The organism is Altererythrobacter xiamenensis, from assembly GCF_900177715.1.
Classification (GTDB): Bacteria; Pseudomonadota; Alphaproteobacteria; order Sphingomonadales; family Sphingomonadaceae; genus Erythrobacter; species Erythrobacter xiamenensis.
The window spans coordinates 22,400-48,490 of sequence record NZ_FXWG01000001.1; the positions used below are offsets into that span (position 1 = coordinate 22,400).

29 protein-coding genes and 1 tRNA gene are annotated in these 26,091 nt (G+C 62.5%); 11 read left to right on the forward strand and 19 right to left on the reverse strand.

The features are described from left to right. Position 1 precedes the first annotated feature (1 nt). On the forward strand, positions 2-1,588 hold the full coding sequence (locus CCE89_RS00125; protein WP_086436039.1) for a DHA2 family efflux MFS transporter permease subunit: 1,587 nt from the start codon (positions 2-4) through the stop codon (positions 1,586-1,588). 11 nt (positions 1,589-1,599) lie between these two features. On the opposite strand, the gene CCE89_RS00130 is transcribed toward CCE89_RS00125, so the two are convergent. The 4 genes from CCE89_RS00130 to trmD all read right to left on the reverse strand — a co-directional run bounded on the left by CCE89_RS00130 (position 1,600) and on the right by trmD (position 4,476). Then, positions 1,600-2,163 carry a hypothetical protein gene (locus CCE89_RS00130; protein WP_086436040.1) on the reverse strand — a complete coding sequence of 188 codons (564 nt, stop codon included), beginning with the start codon at positions 2,161-2,163 and terminating at the stop codon, positions 1,600-1,602. A 7-nt stretch (positions 2,164-2,170) separates the two neighbouring features. After that, complete coding sequence (locus tag CCE89_RS00135; RefSeq protein ID WP_086436905.1) at positions 2,171-3,196, reverse strand: aspartate-semialdehyde dehydrogenase; 1,026 nt, start codon at positions 3,194-3,196, stop codon at positions 2,171-2,173. A 147-nt stretch (positions 3,197-3,343) separates the two neighbouring features. Continuing rightward, positions 3,344-3,715, reverse strand: a complete 372-nt coding sequence (rplS, locus tag CCE89_RS00140; protein WP_086436041.1) for a 50S ribosomal protein L19 — start codon at positions 3,713-3,715, stop codon at positions 3,344-3,346. Next, a complete protein-coding gene (gene trmD / locus CCE89_RS00145; RefSeq protein WP_086436906.1) occupies positions 3,712-4,476 on the reverse strand; it encodes a tRNA (guanosine(37)-N1)-methyltransferase TrmD in 765 nt (254 codons plus the stop codon). Before trmD ends, rplS begins: the two co-directional genes overlap by 4 nt. A gap of 29 nt (positions 4,477-4,505) precedes the next feature. On the opposite strand from trmD, the gene CCE89_RS00150 reads away from it, so the two are divergent. Next, positions 4,506-5,426: an NAD(P)/FAD-dependent oxidoreductase gene (locus tag CCE89_RS00150; RefSeq protein ID WP_086436042.1), complete on the forward strand. Its 921-nt coding sequence runs from the start codon at positions 4,506-4,508 to the stop codon at positions 5,424-5,426. Between the two features lie 9 nt (positions 5,427-5,435). Here CCE89_RS00150 and CCE89_RS00155 read toward each other — a convergent pair whose 3' ends face one another. The 6 genes from CCE89_RS00155 to CCE89_RS00180 form a co-directional block, all read right to left on the reverse strand. Next, positions 5,436-6,149 carry a DUF5818 domain-containing protein gene (locus tag CCE89_RS00155; RefSeq protein WP_143255920.1) on the reverse strand — a complete coding sequence of 238 codons (714 nt, stop codon included), beginning with the start codon at positions 6,147-6,149 and terminating at the stop codon, positions 5,436-5,438. 41 nt (positions 6,150-6,190) lie between these two features. Next, the gene (gene rimM / locus CCE89_RS00160) at positions 6,191-6,691 is read right to left on the reverse strand and encodes a ribosome maturation factor RimM (protein ID WP_086436044.1); all 501 of its coding nucleotides are present in this window, start codon (positions 6,689-6,691) and stop codon (positions 6,191-6,193) included. A gap of 9 nt (positions 6,692-6,700) precedes the next feature. After that, a complete protein-coding gene (gene rpsP, locus CCE89_RS00165; protein WP_086436045.1) occupies positions 6,701-7,198 on the reverse strand; it encodes a 30S ribosomal protein S16 in 498 nt (165 codons plus the stop codon). A 33-nt stretch (positions 7,199-7,231) separates the two neighbouring features. Next, positions 7,232-8,713 carry a signal recognition particle protein gene (gene ffh, locus CCE89_RS00170; RefSeq protein ID WP_086436046.1) on the reverse strand — a complete coding sequence of 494 codons (1,482 nt, stop codon included), beginning with the start codon at positions 8,711-8,713 and terminating at the stop codon, positions 7,232-7,234. Positions 8,714-8,895: 182 nt separating this feature from the next. Next, positions 8,896-8,971, reverse strand: a tRNA-Ala gene (locus CCE89_RS00175). Positions 8,972-9,182: 211 nt separating this feature from the next. Further along, positions 9,183-9,518 carry an FYDLN acid domain-containing protein gene (locus tag CCE89_RS00180; protein ID WP_086436047.1) on the reverse strand — a complete coding sequence of 112 codons (336 nt, stop codon included), beginning with the start codon at positions 9,516-9,518 and terminating at the stop codon, positions 9,183-9,185. 121 nt (positions 9,519-9,639) lie between these two features. Between CCE89_RS00180 and aroA the strand changes: the two genes are divergently transcribed. From aroA to CCE89_RS00220, 7 genes are all read left to right on the forward strand, one after another. After that, positions 9,640-11,037 (forward strand): 3-phosphoshikimate 1-carboxyvinyltransferase, encoded by a 1,398-nt coding sequence (gene aroA, locus CCE89_RS00185; protein ID WP_086436048.1) that lies wholly within the window; start codon positions 9,640-9,642, stop codon positions 11,035-11,037. A 31-nt stretch (positions 11,038-11,068) separates the two neighbouring features. Continuing rightward, complete coding sequence (locus tag CCE89_RS00190; RefSeq protein ID WP_234989859.1) at positions 11,069-11,521, forward strand: DUF411 domain-containing protein; 453 nt, start codon at positions 11,069-11,071, stop codon at positions 11,519-11,521. A 3-nt stretch (positions 11,522-11,524) separates the two neighbouring features. Continuing rightward, positions 11,525-11,785, forward strand: coding sequence for a CBU_0592 family membrane protein (locus CCE89_RS00195; protein WP_086436049.1), 261 nt, complete (start codon positions 11,525-11,527; stop codon positions 11,783-11,785). Further along, positions 11,782-12,405 (forward strand): (d)CMP kinase, encoded by a 624-nt coding sequence (gene cmk, locus CCE89_RS00200; RefSeq protein ID WP_086436050.1) that lies wholly within the window; start codon positions 11,782-11,784, stop codon positions 12,403-12,405. The genes CCE89_RS00195 and cmk overlap by 4 nt, the downstream gene beginning before the upstream one ends. A gap of 549 nt (positions 12,406-12,954) precedes the next feature. Then, complete coding sequence (rpsA, locus tag CCE89_RS00210) at positions 12,955-14,658, forward strand: 30S ribosomal protein S1 (protein WP_086436052.1); 1,704 nt, start codon at positions 12,955-12,957, stop codon at positions 14,656-14,658. A gap of 196 nt (positions 14,659-14,854) precedes the next feature. Further along, positions 14,855-15,613: a hydroxyacylglutathione hydrolase gene (gene gloB, locus CCE89_RS00215; protein ID WP_086436053.1), complete on the forward strand. Its 759-nt coding sequence runs from the start codon at positions 14,855-14,857 to the stop codon at positions 15,611-15,613. A 5-nt stretch (positions 15,614-15,618) separates the two neighbouring features. Beyond that, positions 15,619-16,599, forward strand: a complete 981-nt coding sequence (locus CCE89_RS00220; protein WP_086436054.1) for an NADPH:quinone oxidoreductase family protein — start codon at positions 15,619-15,621, stop codon at positions 16,597-16,599. 27 nt (positions 16,600-16,626) lie between these two features. On the opposite strand, the gene CCE89_RS00225 is transcribed toward CCE89_RS00220, so the two are convergent. From CCE89_RS00225 to CCE89_RS00265, 9 genes are all read right to left on the reverse strand, one after another. Next, a complete protein-coding gene (locus CCE89_RS00225) occupies positions 16,627-17,187 on the reverse strand; it encodes a PepSY domain-containing protein (RefSeq protein WP_086436055.1) in 561 nt (186 codons plus the stop codon). Between the two features lie 144 nt (positions 17,188-17,331). Then, complete coding sequence (locus CCE89_RS00230; RefSeq protein WP_086436056.1) at positions 17,332-17,862, reverse strand: F0F1 ATP synthase subunit B family protein; 531 nt, start codon at positions 17,860-17,862, stop codon at positions 17,332-17,334. Further along, on the reverse strand, positions 17,855-18,349 hold the full coding sequence (locus CCE89_RS00235) for a F0F1 ATP synthase subunit B family protein (RefSeq protein ID WP_086436057.1): 495 nt from the start codon (positions 18,347-18,349) through the stop codon (positions 17,855-17,857). Before CCE89_RS00235 ends, CCE89_RS00230 begins: the two co-directional genes overlap by 8 nt. Before the next feature lie 86 nt (positions 18,350-18,435). Beyond that, on the reverse strand, positions 18,436-18,663 hold the full coding sequence (locus CCE89_RS00240) for a F0F1 ATP synthase subunit C (protein ID WP_011414432.1): 228 nt from the start codon (positions 18,661-18,663) through the stop codon (positions 18,436-18,438). A 43-nt stretch (positions 18,664-18,706) separates the two neighbouring features. After that, positions 18,707-19,465 (reverse strand): F0F1 ATP synthase subunit A, encoded by a 759-nt coding sequence (locus CCE89_RS00245; RefSeq protein ID WP_086436908.1) that lies wholly within the window; start codon positions 19,463-19,465, stop codon positions 18,707-18,709. Positions 19,466-19,542: 77 nt separating this feature from the next. Further along, a complete protein-coding gene (locus CCE89_RS00250; RefSeq protein WP_086436058.1) occupies positions 19,543-19,869 on the reverse strand; it encodes an AtpZ/AtpI family protein in 327 nt (108 codons plus the stop codon). Positions 19,870-20,014: 145 nt separating this feature from the next. After that, positions 20,015-20,410 (reverse strand): YdbL family protein, encoded by a 396-nt coding sequence (locus CCE89_RS00255; RefSeq protein ID WP_086436059.1) that lies wholly within the window; start codon positions 20,408-20,410, stop codon positions 20,015-20,017. Positions 20,411-20,418: 8 nt separating this feature from the next. Further along, the gene (locus CCE89_RS00260; protein WP_200810263.1) at positions 20,419-20,676 is read right to left on the reverse strand and encodes a YnbE family lipoprotein; all 258 of its coding nucleotides are present in this window, start codon (positions 20,674-20,676) and stop codon (positions 20,419-20,421) included. Further along, positions 20,673-23,897 (reverse strand): intermembrane phospholipid transport protein YdbH family protein, encoded by a 3,225-nt coding sequence (locus CCE89_RS00265; protein ID WP_086436060.1) that lies wholly within the window; start codon positions 23,895-23,897, stop codon positions 20,673-20,675. Before CCE89_RS00265 ends, CCE89_RS00260 begins: the two co-directional genes overlap by 4 nt. A gap of 80 nt (positions 23,898-23,977) precedes the next feature. Here CCE89_RS00265 and radC point away from each other — a divergent pair, with 80 nt between their 5' ends. Together radC and purB are read left to right on the forward strand one after the other, a co-directional pair. Beyond that, entirely contained in the window at positions 23,978-24,691 is a 714-nt protein-coding gene (gene radC / locus CCE89_RS00270) for a RadC family protein (protein WP_234989861.1), read from the forward strand. Positions 24,692-24,777: 86 nt separating this feature from the next. After that, on the forward strand, positions 24,778-26,088 hold the full coding sequence (gene purB / locus CCE89_RS00275) for an adenylosuccinate lyase (protein WP_086436061.1): 1,311 nt from the start codon (positions 24,778-24,780) through the stop codon (positions 26,086-26,088). Positions 26,089-26,091: the final 3 nt, after the last annotated feature.

Genomic DNA, 26,091 nt, shown 5'->3' on the forward strand with positions numbered 1-26,091 from the left:
CGTGGCGAGCAGCGCGGCCGCATCTCCTACCACGCGACCCGCGGGTGCACCCGACGCCCCGCCCGTGGAGGACGTCGCACATCTCCACACCGATAACTACCCGCTGCTGATCCTCGGCATCATGGCCGCGTCGCTGATCCAGATCCTCGACACGACCATCGCCAATGTCGCCATCCCGCATATGCAGAGCTCGCTCGGCGCGACGGTCGACACGGTCACCTGGGTTCTCACCAGCTACATCATCGCCTCTGCCGTGGCGCTGCCGGTGACGGGCTGGCTCGCCGACAGGATCGGCGCGCGTCGGCTGTTCATCCTCTCGGTGGCGGGATTCATCGCCGCGTCGATGGCTTGCGGAATGGCGCAGAACCTCGAAGAAATGGTCATTTTCCGCGGGCTGCAGGGCATTGCGGGCGCGTTCATTGCGCCGCTCAGCCAGAGCTTCATGCTCGACACTACCAAGCCCACCAAGCATGCGCAGGTCATGGCGCTGTGGGGCATGGGCATCATGATCGGCCCCATCCTGGGTCCGGTGCTGGGCGGCTGGCTGACCGAGAGCGCGAGCTGGCGCTGGGTGTTCTACGTCAATCTGCCGATCGGCCTGCTCTCGCTCGCCGCGCTGATGGCCTATCTGCCGCATCGCGAGCAGAAGTCGCGGCGGTTCGATCTGCTCGGCTTTTTCCTGCTCGCCACGTCGCTGACGACATTCCAGCTGCTGCTCGACCGCGGCAACCAGCTCGACTGGTTCGATTCGGGTGAGATCTGGCTCTACGCGCTCGTCAGCGCGTCCTGCGCCTGGATGGTCGTCGTGCATTTCGCCACAGCGAAAGAGCCGATGTTCGAAACCGCGCTGTTCAAGGATCGCAATTTCGCCATCGCGCTGTTCTTCATGCTGGTGATCGGCGTGGTGATGTTCGCCGTCATGGCGCTACTCCCGCCCATGCTGCAGAACCTGTTCGATTACGGCGTGATCGATACAGGGCTGGTGCTGATGCCGCGCGGCGTCGGCGTGCTGATCAGCATGCAATTGTCGGGTCTGCTGATGCGGCGCGGAATAGACGCCCGCCCGGTGGTCGCCGCGGGTTTCCTCATCTGCGCGCTGTCCCTGTGGGAGATGGCGCACTGGTCGCTTGCTGTGGACGAATACAACATCGTCATCAGTGGTTTGACGCAGGGGATCGGCATGGGGCTCGTTTTCATTCCGCTGCAGGTCAGCGCCTTTGCCACCCTGCCCCCGCATTTCCGCACCGACGGGTCGAGCCTGCTCAACCTGCTCCGCTCACTCGGCGCATCGGTCGGCATTTCGGTGATGACCGTGCTGCTCGGCCGCAATATCCAGATCGGGCATCAGGACCTGGGGAGCCATGTCACCGCGGCGACCGGCGGGATGATCGATTTCTCGACCATCGACCGCTTCCAGTCGCTGGGAGACGCAGCGCTGCGGATCGTCGATGCAGAGGTGAACCGGCAGGCCGCGATGGTCGCCTACGTCAACGATTTCTACCTGATGATGTGGATCACGCTGGCGGCAGCGCCGCTGACATTATTGATGCGGAAGAACGCCAACCCTAACGCGGCGGCGCGGCGCTAGAACGCCCGCTCTCAACGGAAGAGGCAGTTCACCCCGGCCCACATGGCTGTCGGCTTGGCTCCCTCGGTATCGTCCGAGAACAGCAGGCTGATCGTGTTCCCGCCTTCGTTGCCGATGATGTATTCCGCGCCCAGCGTGCTGTCCTCAACCGCGGTCATGTCGCCGCTATCGCCCGTCAGTTCCGCGCGGGTCGCATCCGGCAGATAGTCGCCGCCATTGGCGAACCAGCCGACGAACTTGTCCTTCTGGAAATTGAGCGTGATGCCGTCGTAATTGGTCGAGCTGATCGGCCCGGCCGGACATTCGCCATTGGCCTGGCGATCCTTGATGCTGCCGAGCGCCGAGGAAAGCGTATCCTCGGTCGCGGCGCGCACACTGCCGAAGGGCACGACCATTTCCGCATCGCCGTCCTGCGGCGGGATGGTGATGCCGCTCGCGTCGAGATTGACCACACGCTTGGTAATACCGCTTTCCGCAGCATCGGCCGTGTCATCCCCCGATGTCTCGTCCTGCGGCGTACAAGCCATCAGTGCGGAACCAAGAGCGACCGGAGCCAGCAGTGCGATCAATCTCATCGTGTTTCTATCCCTTCTTGAGGTGCTTGCGCCCGAGCAGCTCGGCGATCTGCACCGCATTGAGTGCTGCACCCTTGCGCAGATTGTCCGACACGCACCACAGCGTCAGGCCGTTCTCGACCGTCGGGTCTTCGCGCACGCGGCTGATGTAGGTGGCACCGTCGCCCGCGCATTCGACCGGCGTGACGTAACCGCCATCCTCGCGCTTGTCGACCAGCATGCAGCCGGGTGCCTCGCGCAGGATTTCCATCGCCTGTTCGGCGCTCAGCTCGTTCTCGAACTCGATATTGACCGCTTCGGAGTGTCCGACGAACACCGGCACCCGCACGCAGGTCGCGTTCAATTTGATCTTCGGGTCGAGGATCTTCTTGGTCTCGACCACCATCTTCCACTCTTCCTTGGTCGAACCATCATCGAGAAAGGTGTCGATGTGCGGGATCACGTTGAACGCGATCTGCTTGGTGAACTTCTCAGGTTCCACCGGATCGCCGACGAAGATCGCGCGGCTCTGGTTGAAGAGCTCGTCCATCCCCGCCTTGCCCGCGCCGGAGACCGACTGATAGGTCGAGACGACCACGCGCTTGATCGTCGCCGCGTCGTGCAGCGGCTTCAGCGCCACCACCAGCTGAGCGGTCGAGCAATTGGGGTTCGCGATGATGTTGCGCTTGGTATAATCGTCGATCGCATCCGGGTTCACCTCGGGCACGATCAGCGGAACGTCAGGCTCCATCCGATAGAGCGAGCTGTTGTCGATCACGACGCAGCCTGCCGCCGCCGCCTTTGGCGCGTATTCCTTGGCTGGGCCGGAGCCTGCCGCGAACAGGGCGATGTCCCAACCAGCGAAATCGAAATGCTCGATGTTCTTGCACTTGAGCATCTTGCCGGTGTCGCCGAACTCGACCTCGGTGCCTGTCGAACGGCCAGACGCGACCGCAGCCACCTCGTCACAAGGAAACTCACGCTCGGCAAGGATTGCCATCATTTCGCGCCCGACATTCCCGGTCGCACCCACTACGGCTACACGATAGCCCAATTCAACTTCTCCAACTGTTTCGCACACGCTCTAGCGGTGCAGGAGGAAATCTCAACGACAAGGTTTTCGATTGCACGCCATAGAAAAAGGGCGCCCTGACCTGTGCCAGAGCGCCCTTTCCTTGCGTTTCGTAATGAAAGCCTCGCCTTATGCGTCAGCCTTCACATTGTCGCGGCGCTCTGCAATGCGCGCACGCTTACCGGTGCGGCCACGCAGATAGTAGAGCTTCGCCCGGCGCACGACACCGCGGCGAACCACGGTGATGCTGTCGACGATCGGTGCGTAGAGCGGGAATACGCGTTCCACGCCTTCACCGAAGCTGATCTTGCGCACGGTGAAGTTCGAACCCATGCCGCGGTTCGAACGGGCGATGCACACGCCTTCGAAATTCTGAATACGTTCGCGGTTGCCTTCCTTGACCTTCACGCCGACACGTACGGTGTCGCCTGCGCGAAACTCAGGGATGTCCTTTGCCGCAGCGGCCATTTCTTCCGCTTCGATCTGCTGGATCAGGTTCACTGGTCCATGTCCTTCTTCTTTCGCCGCGCGCCAGAGGCAGACTGGTCCCGAGCGTCACTATAACGCTCCCAAAGGTCCGGCCTGCGTAACCGAGTATCGTCTTCGCTCCTTGCCTTGCGCCAAGCAGCGATTTTCGCATGATCCCCCGATCGCAGCACTTCAGGGATCGTGCGCCCTTCCCATTCAAAAGGTCGGGTGTATTGCGGATATTCGAGCAAGCCTTCCTCGAAGGATTCCTCAGTCCCGCTTGAAGCCGCGCCCATTACCCCCGGAAGCAGCCGAATGCAAGCGTCGAGTATGGCGATCGCCGCGGTCTCTCCACCGGAGAGAACCACATCGCCCAGACTGACCTGTTCGATCTGTGGGCGCGCCTCGAACAATCGTTCGTCGAAGCCTTCGAACCGGCCGCACAGGATGGTGACGCCCGGCCCTGCGGCAAGTTCCCGGATACGCTCCTGCGTGATCGGTTTCCCGCGCGGCGTCATGGCCAATATTGGTATTGAGGCCGTGCCGCCCGCGCTCTGGGCATTAACAACATGATCCACCGCGGCGCCAAGAATGTCCGCCTTGAGCACCATGCCCGCGCCGCCGCCTGCAGGCGTATCGTCGACCGTCCGGTGCTTATCGGTCGCGAAGTCGCGGATCTGCACCGTCTCACAGGTCCAGTCGCCCCGCTCGAGCGCCTTGCCAGCGAGCGAAATGCCGAGCGGTCCGGGAAACATCTCCGGGTAAAGCGTTAGGATGGTAGCGGCGAAACTCATGGTGTCGCCCATGCTCAAGCGAGGACCGAATGGCAAGTGACGTGGATGATTGCATTATCGTGGGTGCGGGCCCAGCCGGGCTGACCGCCGCGATTTACCTCGCGCGATACTACCTCGATATCCGCCTGTTTGACTGCGGGACGAGCCGCGCCAGCTGGATTCCGAAGACCCGCAACCACGCCGGCTTTCCCGATGGGATCAATGGCGAGGAACTGCTCGAACGAATGCGCGAACAGGCTGCGAAATATGGCGCACTGCGCGAGCCAAAGCGGGTGACCGACCTCACGAAGGAAGGGGACGAGTTCCTAGTCACCACGGAAGACGCGGAGTTCCGTGCGCGCACGGTTTTGCTCGCGACAGGCGTGGTGAATAACCGGCCCGAGGGGTTCGATGACGCGCTTCATGACGAAGCGCTCTCCCGCGGACTGATCCGCTATTGCCCCGTATGCGACGGCTATGAGGTCACCGACAAGAAAGTCGCGGTGATCGGCACGGGTGACCACGGCGCGGCTGAGGCGCATTTCATCCGCACCTACACGAAGGATGTAACCCTGATCTCGCCGGGCGACGTGCACGAGTTATCGGAGCAATGCGCCGCCGATCTCGAAGAGGCAGAGATCGCGCGCGTCGACGGACCATGCGGCAGTTTCGCGATCGAGAACGCGCAGATCGCCTTCGACACCGCCGAAGGCCGGATGCGCTACGATTCGATGTATCCGGCGCTAGGATCGGTCGTGCGTTCCGGCCTCGCGCGATCCTGCGGCGCCGATGTCAGCGACAAGGATTGCATCGAGGTAGGCGACCACATGGAGACCAGCGTTCCGGGGCTTTTCGCCGCCGGAGACGTCGTGATCGGCCTCGACCAGATCAGCCACGCCATGGGCCAGGCAGGCGTAGCCGCGACAACTATTCGCAATCGGCTTGCGGAGGAGACACCGCTCAGGCGCTAGCCCCGGTGCTCAATCGCTGCATTTCACGAAGACCACACCGTCACCCTTGATCGTCGCGCTTCCGATACTGACCGGATCATAGGCCGCATCTGTCGCGGGGCGCAGGATGGCAACACCATCAGGGCCGCGCGCTTCCATTGGCAGATCGTCCATCGGCTCATCGAGAACCAGGCGCGGATAATCGCCAAGCGCGATAGCGGCGCTGCGATCATGGCGCGAGATATCGGCTTCCATCACCAGTGCCCCTGGACTCTTGCTGACGGTGAAGTCTGGGTCGTCGCAATTGGCGTCAACGCCTTTCGCGACCCAGCTTCCGATCAGATAATCCTCGGTCAGCGCTATGCCGCCGCTGCGGGCCGGATCGCGATCACGAGCGGGCGGCTCGATTTGCTCGATATTCTCCGGGATGAGCGTCGCCTGCCCTTCCATGCAGAAACTGGCATCGGCCTCTTCACCGGTGAAGCGCACATAGTCACCCGGTCCGAAATCGGCTTCGCCCAGGCTGAGCGCGTAAACCTCGCCATCCGGTGTCCGCAGAATCGGGCATTCGGTTCCCTCCTCGATCCGCCCTTCGACGGTGACGAGCGAGGGTTCATCTGCCGGCCGCGTCTGCGTTGCCTGTTCGGATTCCGTTGGGTCTGGATTGGGCGTTTCACCTCCGCCACAGGCTGAAAGAGCGAAAGCGGTACCAATTGCGAGTGTCGAAATGAATTTCTGTCTCATGTGCGATTCAGCGAACGAGCGCGCGCACATGTTCCGAAAAACTACTCTGCGAAACCGGCGGAGATCACCAGTCTCTCCGCATCCCATTCGAACACGGCCTGCTCAGTCATGGGCACCATGAAGGTCTTCTGCCCCTTGGCCGGAGCAGGATCGCGTTCGATTTCGATGATGTCGGTCGCGCCGAAATTATGGACGGCGATGGTCTTGCCGACGTGATCGCCTGCGTCGGTTACGACAGCGAGCCCAATGAGATCAGCGTGGTAATATTCGCCCTCTTCGAGCGGAGGGAGGTTTTCGCGCGAGACGCTCAGCACGGTCCCGCGCAGCTTTTCCGCATCACCGCGATTGGTGATCTCAGCAAAGCGGGCGATCGCCCCGCCCTTGCTGTCGTCGCGGATCTTCGTGAGGGTCAGCGAGGACTCGTTGAAGCTTTTATGGGCCTTCAGGGCATCGAGCCCCTCGCCCAGCAGCTTCAGACGGACCTCGCCCGTCACGCCATGTGCACCGGTGACGGCTGCCAGCGTGACGGGTTGGTCCGGCATCGGAAAGGCTTACTCGGCCTTTTCTTCGGCTTCGTCGGCGGTTTCCGCAGCTTCTTCAGCGGCGCCTTCTTCAGCAGCAGCTTCCTCTGCGGGAGCTTCTTCGGTTGCTGCTTCTTCTTCAGCCGGTGCGTTGGCTTCTTCTTCGGCAGCCTTGGCAGCTTCTTCGGCCTCAGCAGCCTTCGCAGCCTTCTCTTCAGCGCGTTCCTTGGCGGCTTCGCCCGGCTCACCCTTCTGCGGGTTGTTACGCGGAGCGCGTTCCAGAATGCCGGCAGCGTCGAGGAAGCGCAGGACGCGGTCCGAAGGCTTCGCGCCGACCGACAGCCAGTGACGTGCACGGTCTTCGTCGAGCTTCACGCGCTCGCCCGAATCCTTGGGCAGCATCGGGTTGTAGGTGCCGATCTGCTCGAGATACTTGCCGTCACGCGGGCTGCGCGTGTCCGATACGACGATGCGGTAGTAAGGACGCTTCTTCGCGCCACCGCGCGAGAGACGAATTGCAACTGCCATGATAGATTACCTTTCCAGTATAAATCTTTGAAATTATTTCTTGTTGAGCATGTCGCGAAGATCGGGCGGGAGCGTGTTCGGATCGACCGAAGGCCCTTTGCCGCCCGGACCACCGAGGCCCGGAAGCCCGCCGGGACCGGGACCGTCGAGGCCAGGCATGGCTGCGCCCATGCCGCCTTTTCCGAACAGGGCGCCGAGGCCCTTGAGCCCGCCCATCTTCTTGATCTGTTTCATGGCGCGGGACATCTCCTGGTGCATCTTCAGCACCTTGTTGACTTCCTGCACCTCTCTTCCCGCACCCGCCGCAACGCGCTTCTTGCGCTTGGCGTTCATCAGCGCGGGATTGGCGCGTTCCTTGGGCGTCATCGAACCGATGATCGCGTCCATATGGACCAGCACCTTGTCGTCCATGTCGGAGGCCGCGAGCGCCGCCTTTGCCTTCTTCATGCCGGGCAGCATGCCTGCCAGCATGCCGAGGCCGCCCATGTTCTGCATCTGCTTCAGCTGGGTGCGCAGGTCATTGAGGTCGAACTGACCCTTGGCCATGCGCTTGGCCATCGCCTCGGCGTCTTCTTCCTTGATCGTCTCGGCAGCCTTTTCGACAAGGCTGACGACGTCGCCCATGCCGAGAATACGGCCGGCGACGCGCTTGGGATCGAAGACCTCGATCGCGTCGAGCTTCTCGCCCGTACCTGCGAACTTGATCGGCTTGCCGGTGACGTGGCGCATCGACAGCGCCGCACCGCCACGCGCATCGCCATCCATCCGGGTGAGCACGACGCCAGTTAGCGGCACCTCGCCGGAGAAGCTCTGCGCTACATTGACCGCGTCCTGACCCGTCAGACTGTCGACGACCAGCAGCACTTCGGTCGGCGCGGAAACGCTTGCAACGGCCTTCAACTCGGCCATCAGCGCTTCATCGACGTGGAGGCGGCCCGCGGTATCGAGCAGCAGCACGTCGGCTGCCTGCAAACGTGCCGCTTCCATCGCACGGCGGGCGATATCGACCGGCTGCTGTCCGGCGACGATCGGGAGCGTGGCGACATCGACCTGCTCGCCCAGCACCGCCAGCTGCTCCTGCGCAGCGGGGCGATTGACGTCGAGCGAGGCCATCATCGCCTTCTTGCCGTGCTTTTCGCGGATCAGCTTGCCGAGCTTGGCCGTCGTGGTGGTCTTACCCGAGCCCTGCAGGCCGACCATCATGATGACGACCGGAGGCTTCGCATCGAGTTTCAGCCCGGCGACTTCGGTGCCGCCGAGCATCTCGACCAGCTCGTCATTGACGATCTTGACGACCTGCTGGCCCGGCGTGACCGAACGCAACACGTCCTGCCCAACAGCCTTTTCGGTGACGGCATCGATGAAACGGCGGGCTACGGGAAGTGCGACGTCGGCTTCGAGCAGGGCGATACGGACTTCGCGCATTGCATCGCGAACGTCCTGCTCCTTGAGTGCGCCCCGCCCCTTCAGGCGATCAAACACGCCGCCGAGGCGATCTGACAGATTGTCAAACATGCGTGTTCAACTCCTTTGCGAGCCCGAAAGCCCTGAAACTCTGCTTGGTCGCTTCCCGAACCGAAAAAGTGGAAGCCACTTTTTCCGGGAAACTCCCGAAAACGCGAAAAACGCCGGCGGACGAAAACTCGTCGGCCAGCGTGCGAACTCCCTTCTGGGAAATCCGACTTTTCTGTTTCGACTGGTGGAGCCTAGCGGGATCGAACCGCTGACCTCTACAATGCCATTGTAGCGCTCTCCCAGCTGAGCTAAGGCCCCGTGCCAGTCGATATATGCAGGCGTTCAAGCCTGCGGGAGCCGCCCAATATAAGGGCGACCATCCCTTTGCAACTTGTTTTTTAGCTCCAGATCGCGCCGGTTGGCGGTCAGTCGAGGCCGTGGCCTCGCAAGGGCGACCGCCCGCCCGCAGCGATGCGACCTTCAGGTCGCCTGAGCGAGGATATCGCACCCCGGATGGGGTGCGCGCCCCTTAAGTATCGTCGTCGTCGTCGTCGCCCTTGCCCTTGCTGACGCCGAGATCGTCGTCACCACCAAGGTCGACTTCATTGTCCGGGGAATCATCGTCCTCGTCGATATCGATGTCGAGATCATCGTCATCGCCGCTGAGGTCGCTATCCGCTTCGGCGTCCTTCTTCTTCTTTTCGTCTTCTTCGAACGGGATCGGCTGCTTGGTCTTGAGCACCGGTTCCGGATTCCATTCCTCACCGCATTCGATGCAGGTGACGGGGTCTTCCTTGCCGAGGTCATAGAAGCGTTCCCCGCATTTGGGGCAGGAACGCTTGGTGCCCCATTCTGGCTTGGCCATGTTTTACCTATTCCTTTGGTCGGGCCCGGCTTCCGTGTAAGCGAGCCGCGCGAAAATCTAGTATCTTGATGGGTAGCAAGAGGCTCCGAATCAAGAGCGCGGCGCGCCTTGCCATAGGGTCATGCCCCTGTCAAAAGCCGACGCCGTTTTACAGCCACCCCTCACGCCTTCGGAAGAACCCTTGCCCGCCCATCGTTTCACATCATCAGGCCCGCTCACAGGCCGCCTGCGCGTCCCCGGCGACAAATCGATCAGCCACCGCGCGATCATGTTTGGCGCGCTCGCCGTCGGGGAGACTCGCGTCACCGGCCTGCTGGAGGGCGAGGACGTGATGGCGACCGCCGCTGCCATGCGGGCGATGGGCGCTCAGATCCTGCGGCGAGCCCCGGATGAGCGGGGTATCGCGGAATGGAGCGTCCACGGTGTGGGCGTCGGCGGATTGCTGCAACCCGCTCAGGCGCTCGACATGGGCAATAGCGGCACGTCGACCCGCCTTCTGATGGGAATCCTGGCCAGCCATGGCGTCACCGCCAGCTTTACCGGCGACGCCAGCCTCTCGGGCCGCCCGATGCGCCGCGTGATCGAACCATTATCGAAGATGGGTGCAAGTTTCGAGGCCTCTCTCGGCGGCACCCTGCCGCTGATGATGCGCGGCGCCCTCCCCGCTGTCCCGATCGAATACCGCCTTCCGGTCGCCAGCGCTCAAGTGAAGAGCGCCGTGCTGCTCGCCGGGCTCAACACGCCGGGCATCACCACGGTTATCGAGCCGGTGCCGACGCGCGACCATACCGAACGGATGCTGCGCGGCTTCGGAGCAGAACTCGAAGTTGAGGAGATCGACGGCGAACGCGTCATCCGCATTCATGGCGAGGCCGACCTCAAACCGCAGCAGGTCGAAGTGCCGGGGGACCCCTCTTCTGCAGCCTTCTTTATCGTCGCCGCGCTGATTACCGAGGGGAGCGACCTCGTGATCGAGAATGTCGGCCTCAATCCGACCCGCGCAGGCGTCATCGAGGTACTGCGCCAGATGGGCGGTAGCATCGAGGAACTGGACCGCCGCGAAGTCGGCGGCGAGCCGGTGGCGGACCTACGCGTCAAGCATTCGGCATTGAAGGGCATCGAGGTCGATCCCGCCATCGCGCCCAGCATGATCGACGAGTTTCCCGTGCTCTTCGTCGCCGCCGCCATGGCCGAAGGAACAACCAGCACCAGCGGGCTGGATGAACTTCGGGTCAAGGAATCGGACCGCCTGTCCGCCATGGCCGAGGCGCTGACTTCCATCGGCGTTCGCGTGGTCGAACATGACGACGGGCTCGACATAATCGGCAGCGGCGGCGCACCATTGCGCGGCAGCGCCAACGAGCCGGTGACCACCCATCTCGACCACCGTATCGCGATGAGCATGGCGGTGGCGGGCCTTGCCTCCAAGGACGGCGTCGAAGTCGACGATACCGCGCCGATCCAGACCAGCTTTCCGAACTTTACGGACTTGCTGGAAGAGGCTGGGTCAGCCAGATAAGGCCCCTAACGAGACCGATTTAAGGATTCACATGGCTTCCCGTCCGCTTCATCACTTTCTTGCTCCCACTCTGCTGGCGATTGCCGCCTGTTCCACTGCCGCGCAGGCAGCGACCTATACGATGTACAAGGATCCCAATTGCGGCTGCTGCGACAACTGGGCCGATCATGTGCGCGAAGACCTGGAAGCCGAAGTCGCCATCAATCAAAACGCCGATATGCTGGCGGTGAAGGATGAACACGGCGTGCCGTCTCAGTTGCGCTCCTGCCATACGATGATCGTCGATGGTTTTGTGATCGAGGGCCACGTGCCCGCCGCCGATATCGAGCGTCTGTTAGAAGAGCGACCCGAGGGTGTGCGCGGGATCGCGGTACCCGGCATGCCGATCGGTTCGCCGGGCATGGAAATGGGCAACCGCTCCCAGCCCTATCAGGTCATCGCCTTCGGAGATTCTGGGCTGTCGGTCTTCGCCAGCTACGAATGATCAATGGTCACTGACCTCGATCTCTACAGCTATATCGGTTTCATCGGCACCGCCTGCATCATCGGCGCCTATGCCTATTTGACCTACAGCAATGAGCCGAACCCTTTCGTGCTCCACGGCACCAATCTGACGGGCGCGGCGCTGCTGACGATCAGTCTGGTCGTCCACACGAATTGGCCGAGCCTCGTCCTCGAAGGGTTCTGGGCGGCCATCGCCATCTGGGGCCTCGCCAAGGCATTCAAGGCAAGGAAGCAGAATACATGATCATCGCCGTCGACGGCCCCACAGCGTCAGGCAAAGGCACGATTGCCAAGGCGCTTGCCGCGCATTTCGGCCTGCCGCATCTCGACACCGGGTTGCTATACCGCGCTGTCGGGCGACAGGTGCAGCTAAACGACGGCGATCCGAACAATCCGGCGGACGCCCTCGCCGCGACTCACTTTCTCGACGCCTTGCTCCTCGATGATTTTCTTCGCAGCGAGGAAGTCGGCGGGCTCGCAAGCCGGGTCTCGGTCCATCCCGCTGTCAGGCAAGCCCTGTACGACCGCCAGCGCGCCTTTGTCGAACAGCCCGGCGGCGCAGTCCTCGACGGGCGCGACATCGGCACGGTGATTGCGCCCGAGGCCGAAGTGAAGCTGTTCGTCACCGCCAGCGTAGAAGCCCGCGCGCGCCGCCGCTGGCTGGAGATGACGGGTCGCGAAATCGAGATCCCGCTGGCCGAGATCGAGCAGGACATCGTCCGCCGCGATGCGCGCGACATCAATCGCAAGGATGCGCCGCTCAAGGCTGCGCCGGACGCACTGATCCTCGACACCACCAGTTTCGACAAGGAGCAGGCGATCGAGGCCGCGATCGAGGCGGTGAAGGAAAGACTGTCTTCTTAGCCTCATTCGCCGGCGTTCGCATCCGCTCACTTGGCTTTCGCGGCATAAGCCGCGTCGCGCAGTCGCGCTCTGACTGACGTGACCAGGAACCAACTGACTTGCGACCCGTAAGCCGCGATGCAATTTCGCGCTGTCCTACACGCGCCTGCCCGCGCTAGATGGGCGGATGGACATGCCCGCCACAAGCCCCCTCGCCGCGCACATCGCGTTGGAAAAGTGTCAAGCACGTCCAACATGGCGCAGCCCGCGGATTTCCGCCACTCTGAGCCCCATTCTATCGCTTGACAGGGTGTCAATTGTGTCAAGTTTGTTGGAATGCGTTCTGCCGCCCCGCAAACCCGCATTTCCCTTGCATTGCGCAGCGTTTTCACCTAGGCGCGCGCCCGTCCCGAACATCCAAAAGATCGAAAGGACCTTCGCGGCGGCATCCGGCCTCGCGGAGACGTCGGCCCTCTTGCCCCGTACACCCACGCAATCCTGCGCGGGGGACGGAGAAAGACCCCGGTAAAACCGGTGGCCGGTAGCAAAACGATTAGGAAACTCCAGCACATGGCAACTGCAGCCAATCCCACGCGCGACGATTTCGAAGCGCTACTTAACGAACAACTCGGCGGTGCAGGCGAAGACGGCTTTGAAGGCCGCGTCGTCAAGGGCACCGTGACCGCCATCGAAAACGGCATGGCAGTCATCGACGTAGGCCTGAAGAGCGAAGGGCGCGTCAACCTCAAGGAATTCGCACGCGGCGAAGACGAGCACGGTCTCGAAGTCGGCAGCGAAGTCGAAGTCTACATCGACCGCGTCGAAAACGCTGACGGTGAAGCGATGCTCAGCCGCGATCGCGCCCGCCGCGAAGCAGCCTGGGACAAGCTCGAAAACGAATTTGGCGAAGGCAAGCGCGTCGAAGGCCGCATCTTCGGCCGCGTCAAGGGCGGCTTCACGGTCGACCTCGACGGCGCCGTGGCCTTCCTCCCCGGTTCGCAGGTCGACATCCGCCCCGTGCGCGACGTCACCCCGCTGATGGACATGCCGCAGCCGTTCCAGATCCTCAAGATGGACCGTCGCCGCGGTAACATCGTGGTTTCGCGCCGCGCTGTCCTCGAAGAAACCCGCGCCGAACAGCGCAGCGAGCTGATCGACAAGCTGACCGAAGGCCAGGTGATCGACGGTGTCGTCAAGAACATCACCGATTACGGCGCCTTCGTCGATCTCGGCGGTATCGACGGCCTGCTCCATGTCACCGACATGAGCTACAAGCGCGTCAACCACCCGAGCGAAGTGATCGAGATCGGTCAGACCGTGACCGTCCAGATCGTTCGCATCAACGAAGACACGCAGCGCATCAGCCTCGGCATGAAGCAGCTGGAGAGCGATCCGTGGGACGGCGTCGCCGCCAAGTATCCGGTCGGCATGAAGCTGACGGGTACGGTGACGAACATCACCGAATACGGCGCATTCGTCGAAATCGAACCGGGCATCGAAGGCCTGGTCCACGTTTCGGAAATGAGCTGGACCAAGAAGAACGTCCACCCGGGCAAGATCGTCAGCACTTCGCAGGAAGTCGAAGTGATGGTGCTCGAAGTCGACAGCGAAAAGCGTCGCATCTCGCTCGGCCTCAAGCAGGCCCAGCGCAACCCGTGGGAAGAGTTCGCCGAGAAGCACCCGATCGGCAGCGAAGTCGAAGGCGAAGTCAAGAACGCCACCGAGTTCGGCCTGTTCATCGGTCTCGACGGCGACGTGGACGGCATGGTCCACATGTCGGACATCGCCTGGGGCATCTCGGGTGAAGACGCGCTGGCGCTCCACCGCAAGGGCGAGCAGGTCAAGGCTGTCGTTCTCGATGTCGACACCGACAAGGAGCGCATCAGCCTCGGCATGAAGCAGCTCGAAAAGGGCGCACCTTCGGCAGAAGGCGCGGACTCGAGCTCGCTGCGCAAGGGCCAGACCGTCACCGTCACCGTTCTCGAAGTCCGCGATGGCGGCCTCGAAGTGCAGGTTGGCGACGACGGCGCGACCGGCTTCATCAAGCGTTCGGACCTCGGCCGCGACCGCGACGAGCAGCGTCCGGATCGCTTCCAGACCGGCCAGAAGGTCGATGCGATGGTTGCTGGCTTCGACCGCTCGAAGAAGCCGAACTTCTCGATCAAGGCCCGTCAGATCGCCGAAGAGAAGGAAGCGGTGCAGCAGTTCGGTTCGTCCGACAGCGGCGCGTCGCTCGGCGACATCCTGGGCGAAGCGCTCAAGAAGAACGATTGATTGGGTTGAGTGGCGTGGATCATCCGATCCACGCCGTTCGGCCTACCGGCCGGCGCGCAGTCGCGCTTTGAATGCCGTGACCTAGAGACAAACGGCGGCTCAGCCGCCGCGAAACAATCTCGATTTGAGGAAGGCCCGTTGCTCGGTTTGAGCGGCGGGCCTTTCCTACTTTGGCAAGGGCGCGTAGGATGCTGGCATGACCCTCAAGATCCACCAGTTCCCCTGCCTGTCCGATAATTACGGATATCTGATCCACGATCCTGCCAGCGGTGAAACCGCCGCGATCGATACGCCCGATGGCAAGGAGTACCTTCGGCAGGCCGAGGCCAAGGGCTGGACCATCACCCAGATCTGGAACACGCATTGGCACCCCGATCATGCCGGCGGGAACAAGGATATCGTCGAAGCGACCGGTGCCAAGGTCTTTGCGCCCAAGGAAGTCGAGCGCATCGCCGCCATCGATACCGAAGTGCAGCACGGCGACACGGTTTCGCTGGGTGACATGACCGCCAAGGTGATCGACGTCGGCGGGCATACCCACGGACATATCGCCTATCACATGCCCGACGAGGGTGTGGCTTTCGTCGGAGACAGCGTGTTTGCACTCGGCTGCGGACGCATGTTCGAAGGCAATCCCGAGCAGTTCTGGGCGAGCCTCGAACGGTTGAAAGCCCTGCCACCTGAAACGACGCTCTATTGCGCGCATGAATACACGCAGGCCAACGCCGCTTTCGCGCTCCATGCCGACCCGGATAACGAGGCCTTGCGTGATTACGCAGAGGAAATCGCCGAGAAGCGCTCGCAGAATTTGCCGACCGTACCGATGGGCCTCGCACGCGAGCTCGAGACGAACCCCTTCCTGCGTGCCGATGATCCGGCTCTCCGCGCCAAATGGGGCGGCGAGACATCGGCCGAGACTTTCGCCGCACTTCGCGAAGCCAAGGACAATTTCTGAGCGCCATGCAGGCTCTGCGGGTGGAATCGCTGTCGGACGACCTGACCGGTGTCGAACTGGTTGATCACCCCATGCCGACGCGGCAGCCGGGCGAAGTGCTGGTGCAAGTGCGCGCCGCTTCGCTCAATTTTCCCGACCTGCTGATGACGCAAGGCAAGTATCAGTTCAAACCCGAGCCTCCCTTCACCAGCGGCCTCGAACTGGCTGGCGAAGTCGTCGAGGCCGATCCCGGCAGCGCATTCAAGCCCGGCGACAAGGTCATCGGCGGCAACAAGACCGGCGCCTTTGCCGAATTCGCCAGAGTGCCCGAGCGCGGCCTCTCTCCCCTTCCTGCCGGTATGAGCTTCGCGCAGGGCGCTGCCATGGGGGCAGCCTATCAGACGGCCTACACCGGCCTCGTCGAACTCTGCGGCCTTACAGAAGGCCAGTGGGTCCTGGTCACAGGGGCTAGCGGCGGTGTTGGCCTTGCCGCAGTCGATCTGGCCAAGGCGCTTGGTGCCCGTGCGATCGCGGCGACAGGCGTGGAGGACAAGCGCGAGCGCATCGCGCAGCTCTACAAGCCTGACGCGGTGATCTTGTCAGAAGGGCGTTTTCGCGAGCAGGTGAGCGAGATCACCGATGGGGCGCTGTGCAATATCGTCTTCGATCCGGTTGGCGGCGACGTTTTCGACGAGTGTACACGCTGCGTTTCCTTCGCAGGAAAACTCGTCGTGGTCGGCTTCACCAGCGGACGGATTGCCGAGATCGCGACCAATATCCCTCTGATCAAGGGCTTCTCCCTCGTGGGTCTGCGCGCCGGTGAATACGCGCGGCGCTTTCCGGAGCGAGGTAGTGCGATCAATCAAGCCATCGCCGAGCTCGCAGAGGCTGGCCGGATCACGCCTGCCATCGACCGCACCCTGCCGCTTTCGCGGTGGCGCGAGGGCTTTGACGCGATGGCCAATCGCGATCTGGTGGGAAAACTGGTGTTCGAGCCGGGCGCCTGACGCGCCCCCATCCGATTCGCTGCTCGTTCAACCCAGCAGAACGAAGATCACGAACGCGCCGAAGCCGGCAACGCTGCTGACCAGCGTCAAGCGCCGCAAGGCCTTGACCTGCAGACCGAGGATCAGCCCGCTTGCGACCAGCAGAAACAAGACCGTGGCGAGGATGGTCGCGTAGACCTTGAATACCGTACTTCCCTTGGCCTTGTGCAGCTGCACCAGCCAGCGATGAAAGCTCGCCTGCTTGATCGTGACTTCGGCCACCTGCGGATCATCGGTCGGCTTCACACTGGCTTCGCTGCGCGCACCGGTCCAGTTGAGCGATTGCTCGGCACCTTCGCCCGAGAGACTTTCCGTTCCGCTCGGGATCGCTGCGCCCTGGTCAAGCAAGACCTGCACTGCGATCGAGGTCAGCGCGCCCTGGCTCTGGCTTGCATAGGGTTCGCTGAGGGAGACCTCATGGCTGGACTCCTCCCAATCGCCCTTCTCGCCCCAGGTATAGAGCGCGCCAGTTGCGAGAAACATCAGGATCGCCGGGAACATGAAAGCAGCCAGCACGAGATGAAGCTTGGTGAGGAATAGGCGGTTCAAGGGAAAAGATTCCGATATGCAAGGATTTGAGAATGCCTCGCATTAGCGTGCTTGCTCAACCTCGCAAGGGTCAATTTACATTTCTCCAAAGAAAAAGGGCGACCCAAACGGATCGCCCCAATTCTCTATCCATAAACTCGGAAATTAGATCGAGCCGATAACCTCGTCCGCCAGCTTGCGATCTGCCTCTGCGTCGTGACGCTCGGCGATCAGCTTGCGGCTGGCAGCGGCAGCAGCGACAGCCGCCGATTGGCGAACTTCGTCGACCGCATCGCGTTCAGCAGCGGCGATCTTGTCTTCGGCCATCTTCTTGCGCCGTTCGACCATCGCCTTGCTGTCAGCCTCAGCCTTTTCGAGAATGGCGTCCGCCTCGCGCTGCGCGCCTTCCATCATCGCCTCGGCATCCTTCTCAGCGCCCGCGATCTTGGCCGCATACTCGTCGCGCAGCTTTTCGGCCTCGGCGCGAAGCTCCTTCGCCTCGTCGAGCTGCTGCTTGATGGCAGCGATCTTGTTGTCGAGCCCGCCTGTGATCAGCTGCGGCACCTTCTTCCAGATGAAGAGCGCGATCAGCACTGCCATCGAGATCGAAACCCATTGATAGGGTTCAAGTCCGAGGGCCGTCGGATCTGCGGGCGCTTCGGCGCCTGCTACGAGGATTGAGAACATATCAGCCATTTGCCATGGCCTCCTTCACCGCGACGCGTGCGGTCGCCGGGTCGACTGTCGCACCGGCCAGCCGCGCGACGATGTCCTGCGTGGCCTCTGCGGCGACGCTTTCGACTTCGGTCATCGCGGCGGTCCGGGCTTCGGCGATGCGCGCTTCTGCCTCGGCCAGTTTCTTGTCCAGCCGCTTCTGCGCGGCAGCGATTTTCTTTTCCGACTTGGCCGCGGCTTCTGCCTTGGCATCGGAAATCACGCGCTGGGCTTCGGAACGGTTTTCGCTTTCACGGACGCGCCACGCCTCTTCCTGCTCATCGGCACGATCGCGGGCCGCCTGGGCAGCTTCGAGATCGTCCGAGATCTGCTTGTCGCGCATGGCAACCGTATCCATCACCTTGGGCACCATGCCGCGCCCGATGAGGAAGAAGGTAATGCCGAAGAACACCAGCAACCAGAATACCTGGCTGGAGTATGTATCGGCGAGTTGCGCTATCTGAGGCATACTTCGAGTCCGCTAAAACGTGATCGTCTAATCGGATGATGCGCTGCCGGCCAGCTATCGGCCAGCCGGCAATGCACAATCAGTAATTAGGCAACGAAGATCAGGATCATCGCGACCACGAAGGCCAGCAGGCCGAGAAGTTCGGCTGCGGCGAAGCCGATGAACAGGCGGCCCTGCTGACCGTCTGCGGCACCCGGGTTACGAAGCGCGCTCTCGAGGAACGAGCCGAAAACGTTACCCACGCCGATGGCTGCCATGCCGGCACCGATTGCTGCAAGGCCAGCGCCTACGAGCTTGGCTGCTTCTGCGTCCATTTTAAAACTCCTTTAGGTAGTAACTTGAAAGTGAATGGAAAACTTAGTGGAGGTTCTCTGCGTCATTGATGTAGAGCGACGTCAGAAGAGCGAAAACATAGGCCTGGATGCCTGCGACCAGGATCTCCAGCGCGCTGATGCCGATCATCAGCAGGAAGCTGGGAGCGCTGACCAGCGCAGCAAAGCCGGCGCCAGCATTGATACCGTCGATCACGAAGCTCGAAAGCACCTTGAGCAGCACGTGGCCCGCCATCATCGCAACGAAGAGACGCAGCGCGAGGCTGAAGGGGCGCACGAGGAAGCTTATCAGCTCGATCGGGAAAATGATCGGGATCATCGGCAGCGGCGTGCCATGCGGCACGAACAGGCTGAAGAAATGGAACCCGTGCTTCCAGAAGCCAACGACCAGAACGATCGAGAAGCTGATGATCGCGAGCACGCCGGTGACGGTGAAGTGGCTCGTGAAAGTGAACGGGTGGAGGCCGACCACGCCGAGCGGCAACAGCCCGAGCAGGTTGGCGAAGAGGATGAACATGAACAGGCTGAAGATGTAGGGCACATATTTGCGCCCGGCCTTGCCGACGTTCGCTTCGAGCATGTCATCGATGAAACCGGTGAAGCTTTCCACCATCATTTGCCAGCGGCCAGGCACTAGCTCGCGCTTCATGCCGCCGAGGACGAATGCCCACAGCAGCACGGTGGTGATCAGCATCCACAGCGCGCTGTTGGTGAATGCGATATTGAACCCGGCCAGTTCCCAACCTTCCGAGCCGAACAACGGCTCGATGGTGAACTGATGCATCGGATCGACTTTGCCCTCTTCGGCTGCCACGATCGCTTGTCCCTAATGCCCTATGTGAAACGCGCCCCGATGTGACCCTATTCCGGATCGACAGGGGGCGTGTTTGCCGCTCGAATAATGTTCCTGAAGGCCACGGCTATTCCGAGGAACAGCATGATCAACAGACCCCAGGGCGATGTGTCGGCGAAATAGTCGATAGTCCATCCGATCACAGCGCCGCCAAGAATCCCGCCAAGGAGGTCTGCGAGTACTCGGTTGCCACTGCGATAATTCGCATCGGCACCCGAAACCTGCGACCGGTTACGCTTCTCTTCACGCTCGCGTGCGGCCCTGAGCCGCTCTTCGAGCGCGTCGATGCGCGCATCCTCAGCGATGGGTTCTCGTGCGGACTTCTCGTCGCTCATGCCAGCCTCCTGAAATGGGAATGCGCGGCACAGGCAAGAGGTGCCCGCCGAGGGCGCCGCCCCCTTAGAAGGGGGCTATTGGCAAGTCAACCGGTGCTGCAGGTGCGAAAGGGTAAAAAACCCAAAAAATCGAGCGGGAATGCGATCAGGCGGGCGGGCAACGCGGATCGCGCAGCGGAGCGGCGCTGGTCCGTGTCTGCCAACTGCCGTCGGGCGCCTGGTACTTTTCCCCCGGCACGGTCTTGAGAATAAGCTGGCAACCTGCCGTGAGCGCATACTCCTCGAGCGTGGCGTTGGCAGCCTGTGCCTTCTCCGAATAAACCGCGCGGCGTTTGATGTTGATATCGTTGACGATGCGGCGCAGATCGGCGGTTTCTGCCCCCACAATGCCGAGATAGCCGTCCATCTTCTCTCCGATCGCGCCCGATGAGCGCGCGGAGGCATAGGCCGGATCGCGCTGCGCCTGGGCAGGCATGGCGAAACCGGTAATCGCCAGTGCCATCGCGGCAAGGCCGAGGGTCGTTTTGGTCGTTTTCATCATCTCACCCTTCAGAAAATATCCGCATTCTCTTCAATCGTATTGCCCGCATCTTCGGCGAGCCGGTAAATCACTTCCTGCCGGATGTTGACGTTGAGCTCGATCACGATCGGCTCTTCCGGGGCATTCACGGTGATACACCCTCCAAGCACGAGCATGACCGGCAAAGCAGCCGTCATCCGCCACGTTCCGCGCATCTTGCCTGCCCCTCCCCGCATAGTGCCGGTTGTGGCGAGCCGCGCACGGTCCGTCAATTCGCCCTGTTTCATGGCATATTCTCGCTTTCCTGGTCCTGAATGGCGGGTTCATCCGGAATCACGTCTTCCGGATCGATATCGGCTTCGGCTTCCTCGCCGGTGATCTCGCGGCGCAGCAGGCGCGTGCCGTCATCGGACAGCAGGCCGAGCTCGCGCGGATCGCGCACCGAGGCGGGATCGTAGAGTGACTTCATCGAGGTGATCAGCTTGAAGAAGTCGGCGCGGATGTTGACGCGGAATTGCAGCGGAAGCTTGGAAAGGCGCTTCGTCACGAAGTTCGAATCGGCCTCCTCTCCCTGTTTCACGCCGTCGAAACGCAGCCGGGTGATGATTTCGCCGGTCAGCGGCCCTTCCATTTCGACCCGCATCTGGTTGAAGTCGAGGCTCCTGAGCGCGCCGAACGCATAGTTCGCGATCGGCGAGAGGTCTTCGTAGGTCAGCTCGCCGACGTAGGAGAGATTGCCGCCGGGCGGGCGTGAAATCAGCAGCCCCTGGGCAATGCTGCCGTCGCCCTGCGCATCGAACACGATCGGGATCGTACCGTCGAAAGTGCCGCGCGCGGCGAGATTGCCGAGTTCCAGCCGCTCGACGAAAACGCCCGCATCCAGGCCGACGATCTCGAACAGATAGAGCCGCTGTTCCTCGACGCCGAAGTTGAGCTTCACCGGGCGCAGAATCAGCTCCCCGCCCATGAAGGGCCAGCGCCCGCCGGTTACTGTCAGCAATTGTCCGTCTTCGAGAGCGAAGGAAACCTCGCCGTCGTTCACCTCGATTCCGGGATTGATCGAGGCGACCTTGAGCGTCTGACCCGGCGCAGTGGTGAGGCTGAGCAGGTCATCGAACACGACCGTGCCGCTGGCACCCTTCACCGGCCCGAATGCCGCTGCAAAATCGAGATTGTCTGTTGAGAAGCGACCGGTGCTGGTGACCTCCTGCTCATTCCAGTCGATCCGTCCCGTCCCGGTGACGATACCCTCTGCCAGTTCGATCACGCCATCGAGCGACACGGTCAGCTGATCGGGCTGAAGCGCATCGTCGAAACGCAACTCGGGCACATCCAGATCGGCGAAGCCGGTACCGGTTGTAAGATCGTGACGAATATCGACCCGCGTGACCAGGCGGTCGCTCTCCGGGTGGCGCAGGTCGGCCTGCGCATTGATGACATTGTCCTCCAGCGTCAGCTGCGCGCCGCGTGCGCTGAGTGGCTCGAACCGATCCTCCGCCTCGCGGTCCAGCAAGCGGAAGGCACCCTCGGATAAAGTGAGCACTTGGTCGCGATAGGCCCACTCGCCGTTCGCACCGACGATATCCAGCGGAACAGCGTCGAGCGAGATGTCGGCTTCGGAAAATGTGCCCCTGATCTCCTCCTCCAATTGCGCGTCGAGTTCGCTGATCGTGAAGCGGCTGGCGGTCCCTTCAGGCCCCAATGCGACGTCCACATTTCTCGCCGTGACTGCCCCCGGCCACGCGAAACCAACCGCGCCGGATTGCAGGCGGATCGGGGTTTCGGCCAAGCGCCCTGAAAGATCGAGCGACGGGATGCCTGCTGCAATCCGCAGCTCGCCCGAGGTCGTGCTGACAATAGCACCGCTGCCTGCCGGGCAGACAGTCAAACCGCGCCTGTCCAATTCGAGATTGGCGAGCAGGAGGCGGTCGAAACGAACCTCGGCGCACTCTCGCCAGAGGGACAGCCCGCGCGTCGGGGCCCAATTGCCGCTGATCGGCATGGAGAGCCCGTCGACTGATCCACCAGGCAGCGGCCCCTCCGCCCGAAGTTCGCCTGAAAATCCGATGGCGCCCGTGGTGCTTTGCGCGATCACCATCCCGGGGAGCGCGATGGCACTCTCGCCCGCGCGATATTCCTCCATCCGCAATCGCAGCCCAAGCTGGCCGCCGGGTGCGCGTTCCATGCGTCCCCTTATGACCGGCAAGTCCTCGCCACCTGTCGCGACATTGCCAGCGATGCGAAGCGCGCCGGTCCCAGCGGTGCTGAAATCGACTTGGGACAGCGCGAGCAGCGTCTGGTCGTTCGCGCTTCGCAAGGACGCGGTGGGCATCGCTCCGCTGATGACCTCGCCAGTGCGCCGCAATGTCAGTTCCGCCCGCAAATCGCTTCCCGGCAGTCCGCGATCCAGACCGCGCCGCAGCTTGGCGAGCAGTGGCGCCGCAAGCGTGCCCTCGGCGGACTGCTCCAGCGCGGCGATATTCTGGCTGATCGACGCTCCGGTCGCCAAGTCGCTCCCGGCAAGGCTGGTGTCGAGTTCGATTCTTTCGAAGCCATCGCGCACGCGCAAAACGCCGTCAGCCTGCAGCTTGGCAAGCGAGGCCTGCGGTGTCCTTATGCCGCCCGCTTCGAGCGTGTAGCGCGAATTAAGCTGACCATCGCGCGAACCGATCTGCATCTGCCCCGCGAGCGTCTCGATTCGCGATTCTCCGAAGGCAAAAGATTGCGCGGCGATGCGCATCTCGCCCGATGGCGCCGACAGCGTTTCATCGAGGCGGAAATCGGTCTCGGCATCAAATGATTCGAGCGCCAGCCCGTCGGCGCACTGCAAGCCGCGCAACCGCACGGGGCCTGCAAACCGCGGCTCGCCGCCGCTGGTGACAAGCTTTCCAAAGGCGGTCGTGCGCGAAGCCTGACAGCCGCCTATCGCAAGGTCGGGTGCCACCGCCGCCAGCATTCCGTCGAAACCGCTATCGAGTTCACCCTCGCCTTCCGCCTTGATCCCGATCGGACCGTAGTCGCTTTCGATCAGCGCGCGCCCGTCGACCAGCTTGATGTCGAGATCGGGCAGTCCAGCCGGCTCGTCACTCTCGGTGAAGATCAGCGGGTCGAGCGCGCCAAAGCTCAGCTCGCCATCGCGTAAAGTTCCATAGAGGCGCGGTTTCACCAGTTCGACCCGGCCGATTGTCGGGGTGCCGAGGCGATAACGCAGCAGCACTGCGACGCTCTCGATCGTCATGTCGGGATTGTCCGGATCCCCGATCACGACATTTTTGAGCACCTGACGGTCGGGGCCTATCGCACCGATCTCGTAGGTCGCAGGCAAATCGAGCTGGCGCAGCTGTTCCTCTATGATGTTGTTTGCGATGCGCTCGCGCGTGACCCAGCCGAGCAGGATGCCCCCGAGGATTAAAAGGCTGAAAACGATGAGCGCACGCCAACGCTTCCGGCGGGGCCAGAAGCGGCGTGTTTCCGGGGATTCGTCCACCTTTTCTGCGACCTGCGCCATTCTGTCCCACTCTTGCGCGTGTCACCCGCCAAAGGCAATGCAATCGCTGCAACTGGTGCAACACCTTTGCGGAGACAAAGTTGCCGCAAGCTGAAGAAATACCGAAAGGAAACGGCTCGAAGCCGCATCCGGCAGCCGGCCATCGCTCGCGCTTGCGTGCGCGCCTTCTGGGTGGGGGGGCAGAGGCTCTGGCCGACTACGAGTTGCTCGAATACCTCCTCTTTGCCGGGATGCGCCAGGGCGACACCAAGCCCATCGCCAAGGCGCTGATCGCCCGCTTCGGCAGCCTTGCCGCCGTACTCAATGCCGATCCTGCTGCCCTGCAGCAGGTCAAAGGCGTCGGCGAGACCAGCGCCGCCGCGCTCAAGAGCGTGGCGCTTGCCGCAAGACGCATGGCGCGCGGACAGGTCCTCGAAAATCCGGTGCTGGGAAGCTGGCAGGCGCTGCTCGACTACCTCAGCATCGACATGGCGCATCTGACCGTAGAGCGGGTTCGCGTGCTCTACCTCGACACGCGCAACCGGTTGATCGACGATCACCACGTAGGCGACGGATCGATCGACGAGGCTTCGATCCACCCGCGCGAAGTCATCCGCAGGGCGATGGACCTCGGCGCAAGTGCGCTGATCCTCGTGCACAACCACCCCTCGGGCAATCCCGAACCGAGCCGCGCCGATATCCAGGTAACGCAGCGCATTGCGGAGGCCGGGCGCCTGCTCGGCGTCACTGTCCACGACCACGTGATCGTCGGGCGCGAGGGGCACACCAGCCTGCGCGCAAAGGGATTGATCTGAAAAACGCCGCTCGGGACACTTGATCTGGGGGGCCGGCAAGCCTAGCCGCGCGGCATCGAAAACCCCTTCTTTCGGAGTCCCGACCAATGGTCCCTCGTTACGCCCGCCCTGCCATGACCGAGATCTGGGAGCCGGAAAGCAAGTATCGCATCTGGTTCGAGATCGAGGCGCATGCGACCGAGAAGCTCGGTGAGCTTGGCGTCGTTCCGGAAAGCGCGGCCAAGGCGCTGTGGGACTGGTGGGCGACGAACCCCGAGATCGATGTCGAGGCGATCGACGCCATCGAGGCGGTGACCAAGCATGACGTCATCGCCTTCCTCACCTGGGTGGCTGAGAATGTCGGCGAGGAAGCGCGCTTCATGCACCAGGGCATGACGTCGAGCGATGTGCTCGACACCACGCTGGCGGTGCAGCTCGCGCGCTCGGCCGACCTCCTGCTCGAAGACCTCGACCAGCTGCTCGCCGCGATCAAGCGCCGCGCCGAAGAGCACAAATACACGCCGACCATCGGGCGCAGCCACGGCATTCATGCAGAGCCCGTTACCTTCGGTCTCAAGCTGGCGCAGGCCTATGCCGAGTTCGACCGCTGCAAGAAGCGCCTCATCGCCGCGCGCGAGGAAATCGCGACCTGCGCCATTTCAGGCGCGGTCGGCACCTTCGCCAATATCGACCCTTCGGTAGAAGCCCATGTCGCCGACAAGCTCGGCCTGTCGATCGAGCCGGTCTCCACCCAGGTCATTCCGCGCGACCGTCACGCGATGTTCTTTTCGGTCCTCGCGGTCATCGCCGGGTCGATCGAGCGCCTCGCCGTAGAGATCCGCCACCTGCAGCGCACTGAAGTCCTCGAGGCGGAGGAGTATTTCTCACCGGGGCAGAAGGGCTCCAGCGCCATGCCGCACAAGCGCAATCCGATCCTGACCGAGAATCTCACCGGACAGGCGCGCATGATCCGCGCCTATGCCCTCCCCGCGCTCGAAAACGTAGCGCTGTGGCACGAGCGCGACATTTCGCACTCCTCCGTCGAACGCTTCATCGGGCCCGACGCCTGCATCACGCTCGACTTCGCGCTCGCGCGCCTGACAGGCGTGGTCGACAAGCTGCTGGTGTATCCTGAGCGCATGCAGGCCAATCTCGACCGGATGGGCGGCCTCGTCCATTCGCAGCGGGTGCTGCTCGCCCTCACCCAGAACGGCGTGAGCCGCGAAGATGCCTACCGCCTCGTCCAGCGCAACGCGATGAAGGTATGGGAATCGGACGGCAAGCTCTCGCTGCTCGACCTGCTCAAGCAGGATGAAGAAGTGAAGGCCGCGCTTTCGGACAGCCAGCTCGAAGAGAAGTTCGATCTCGATTACCACTTCAAGCAGGTCGATACGATCTTCGACCGGGTCTTCGGCTGATTG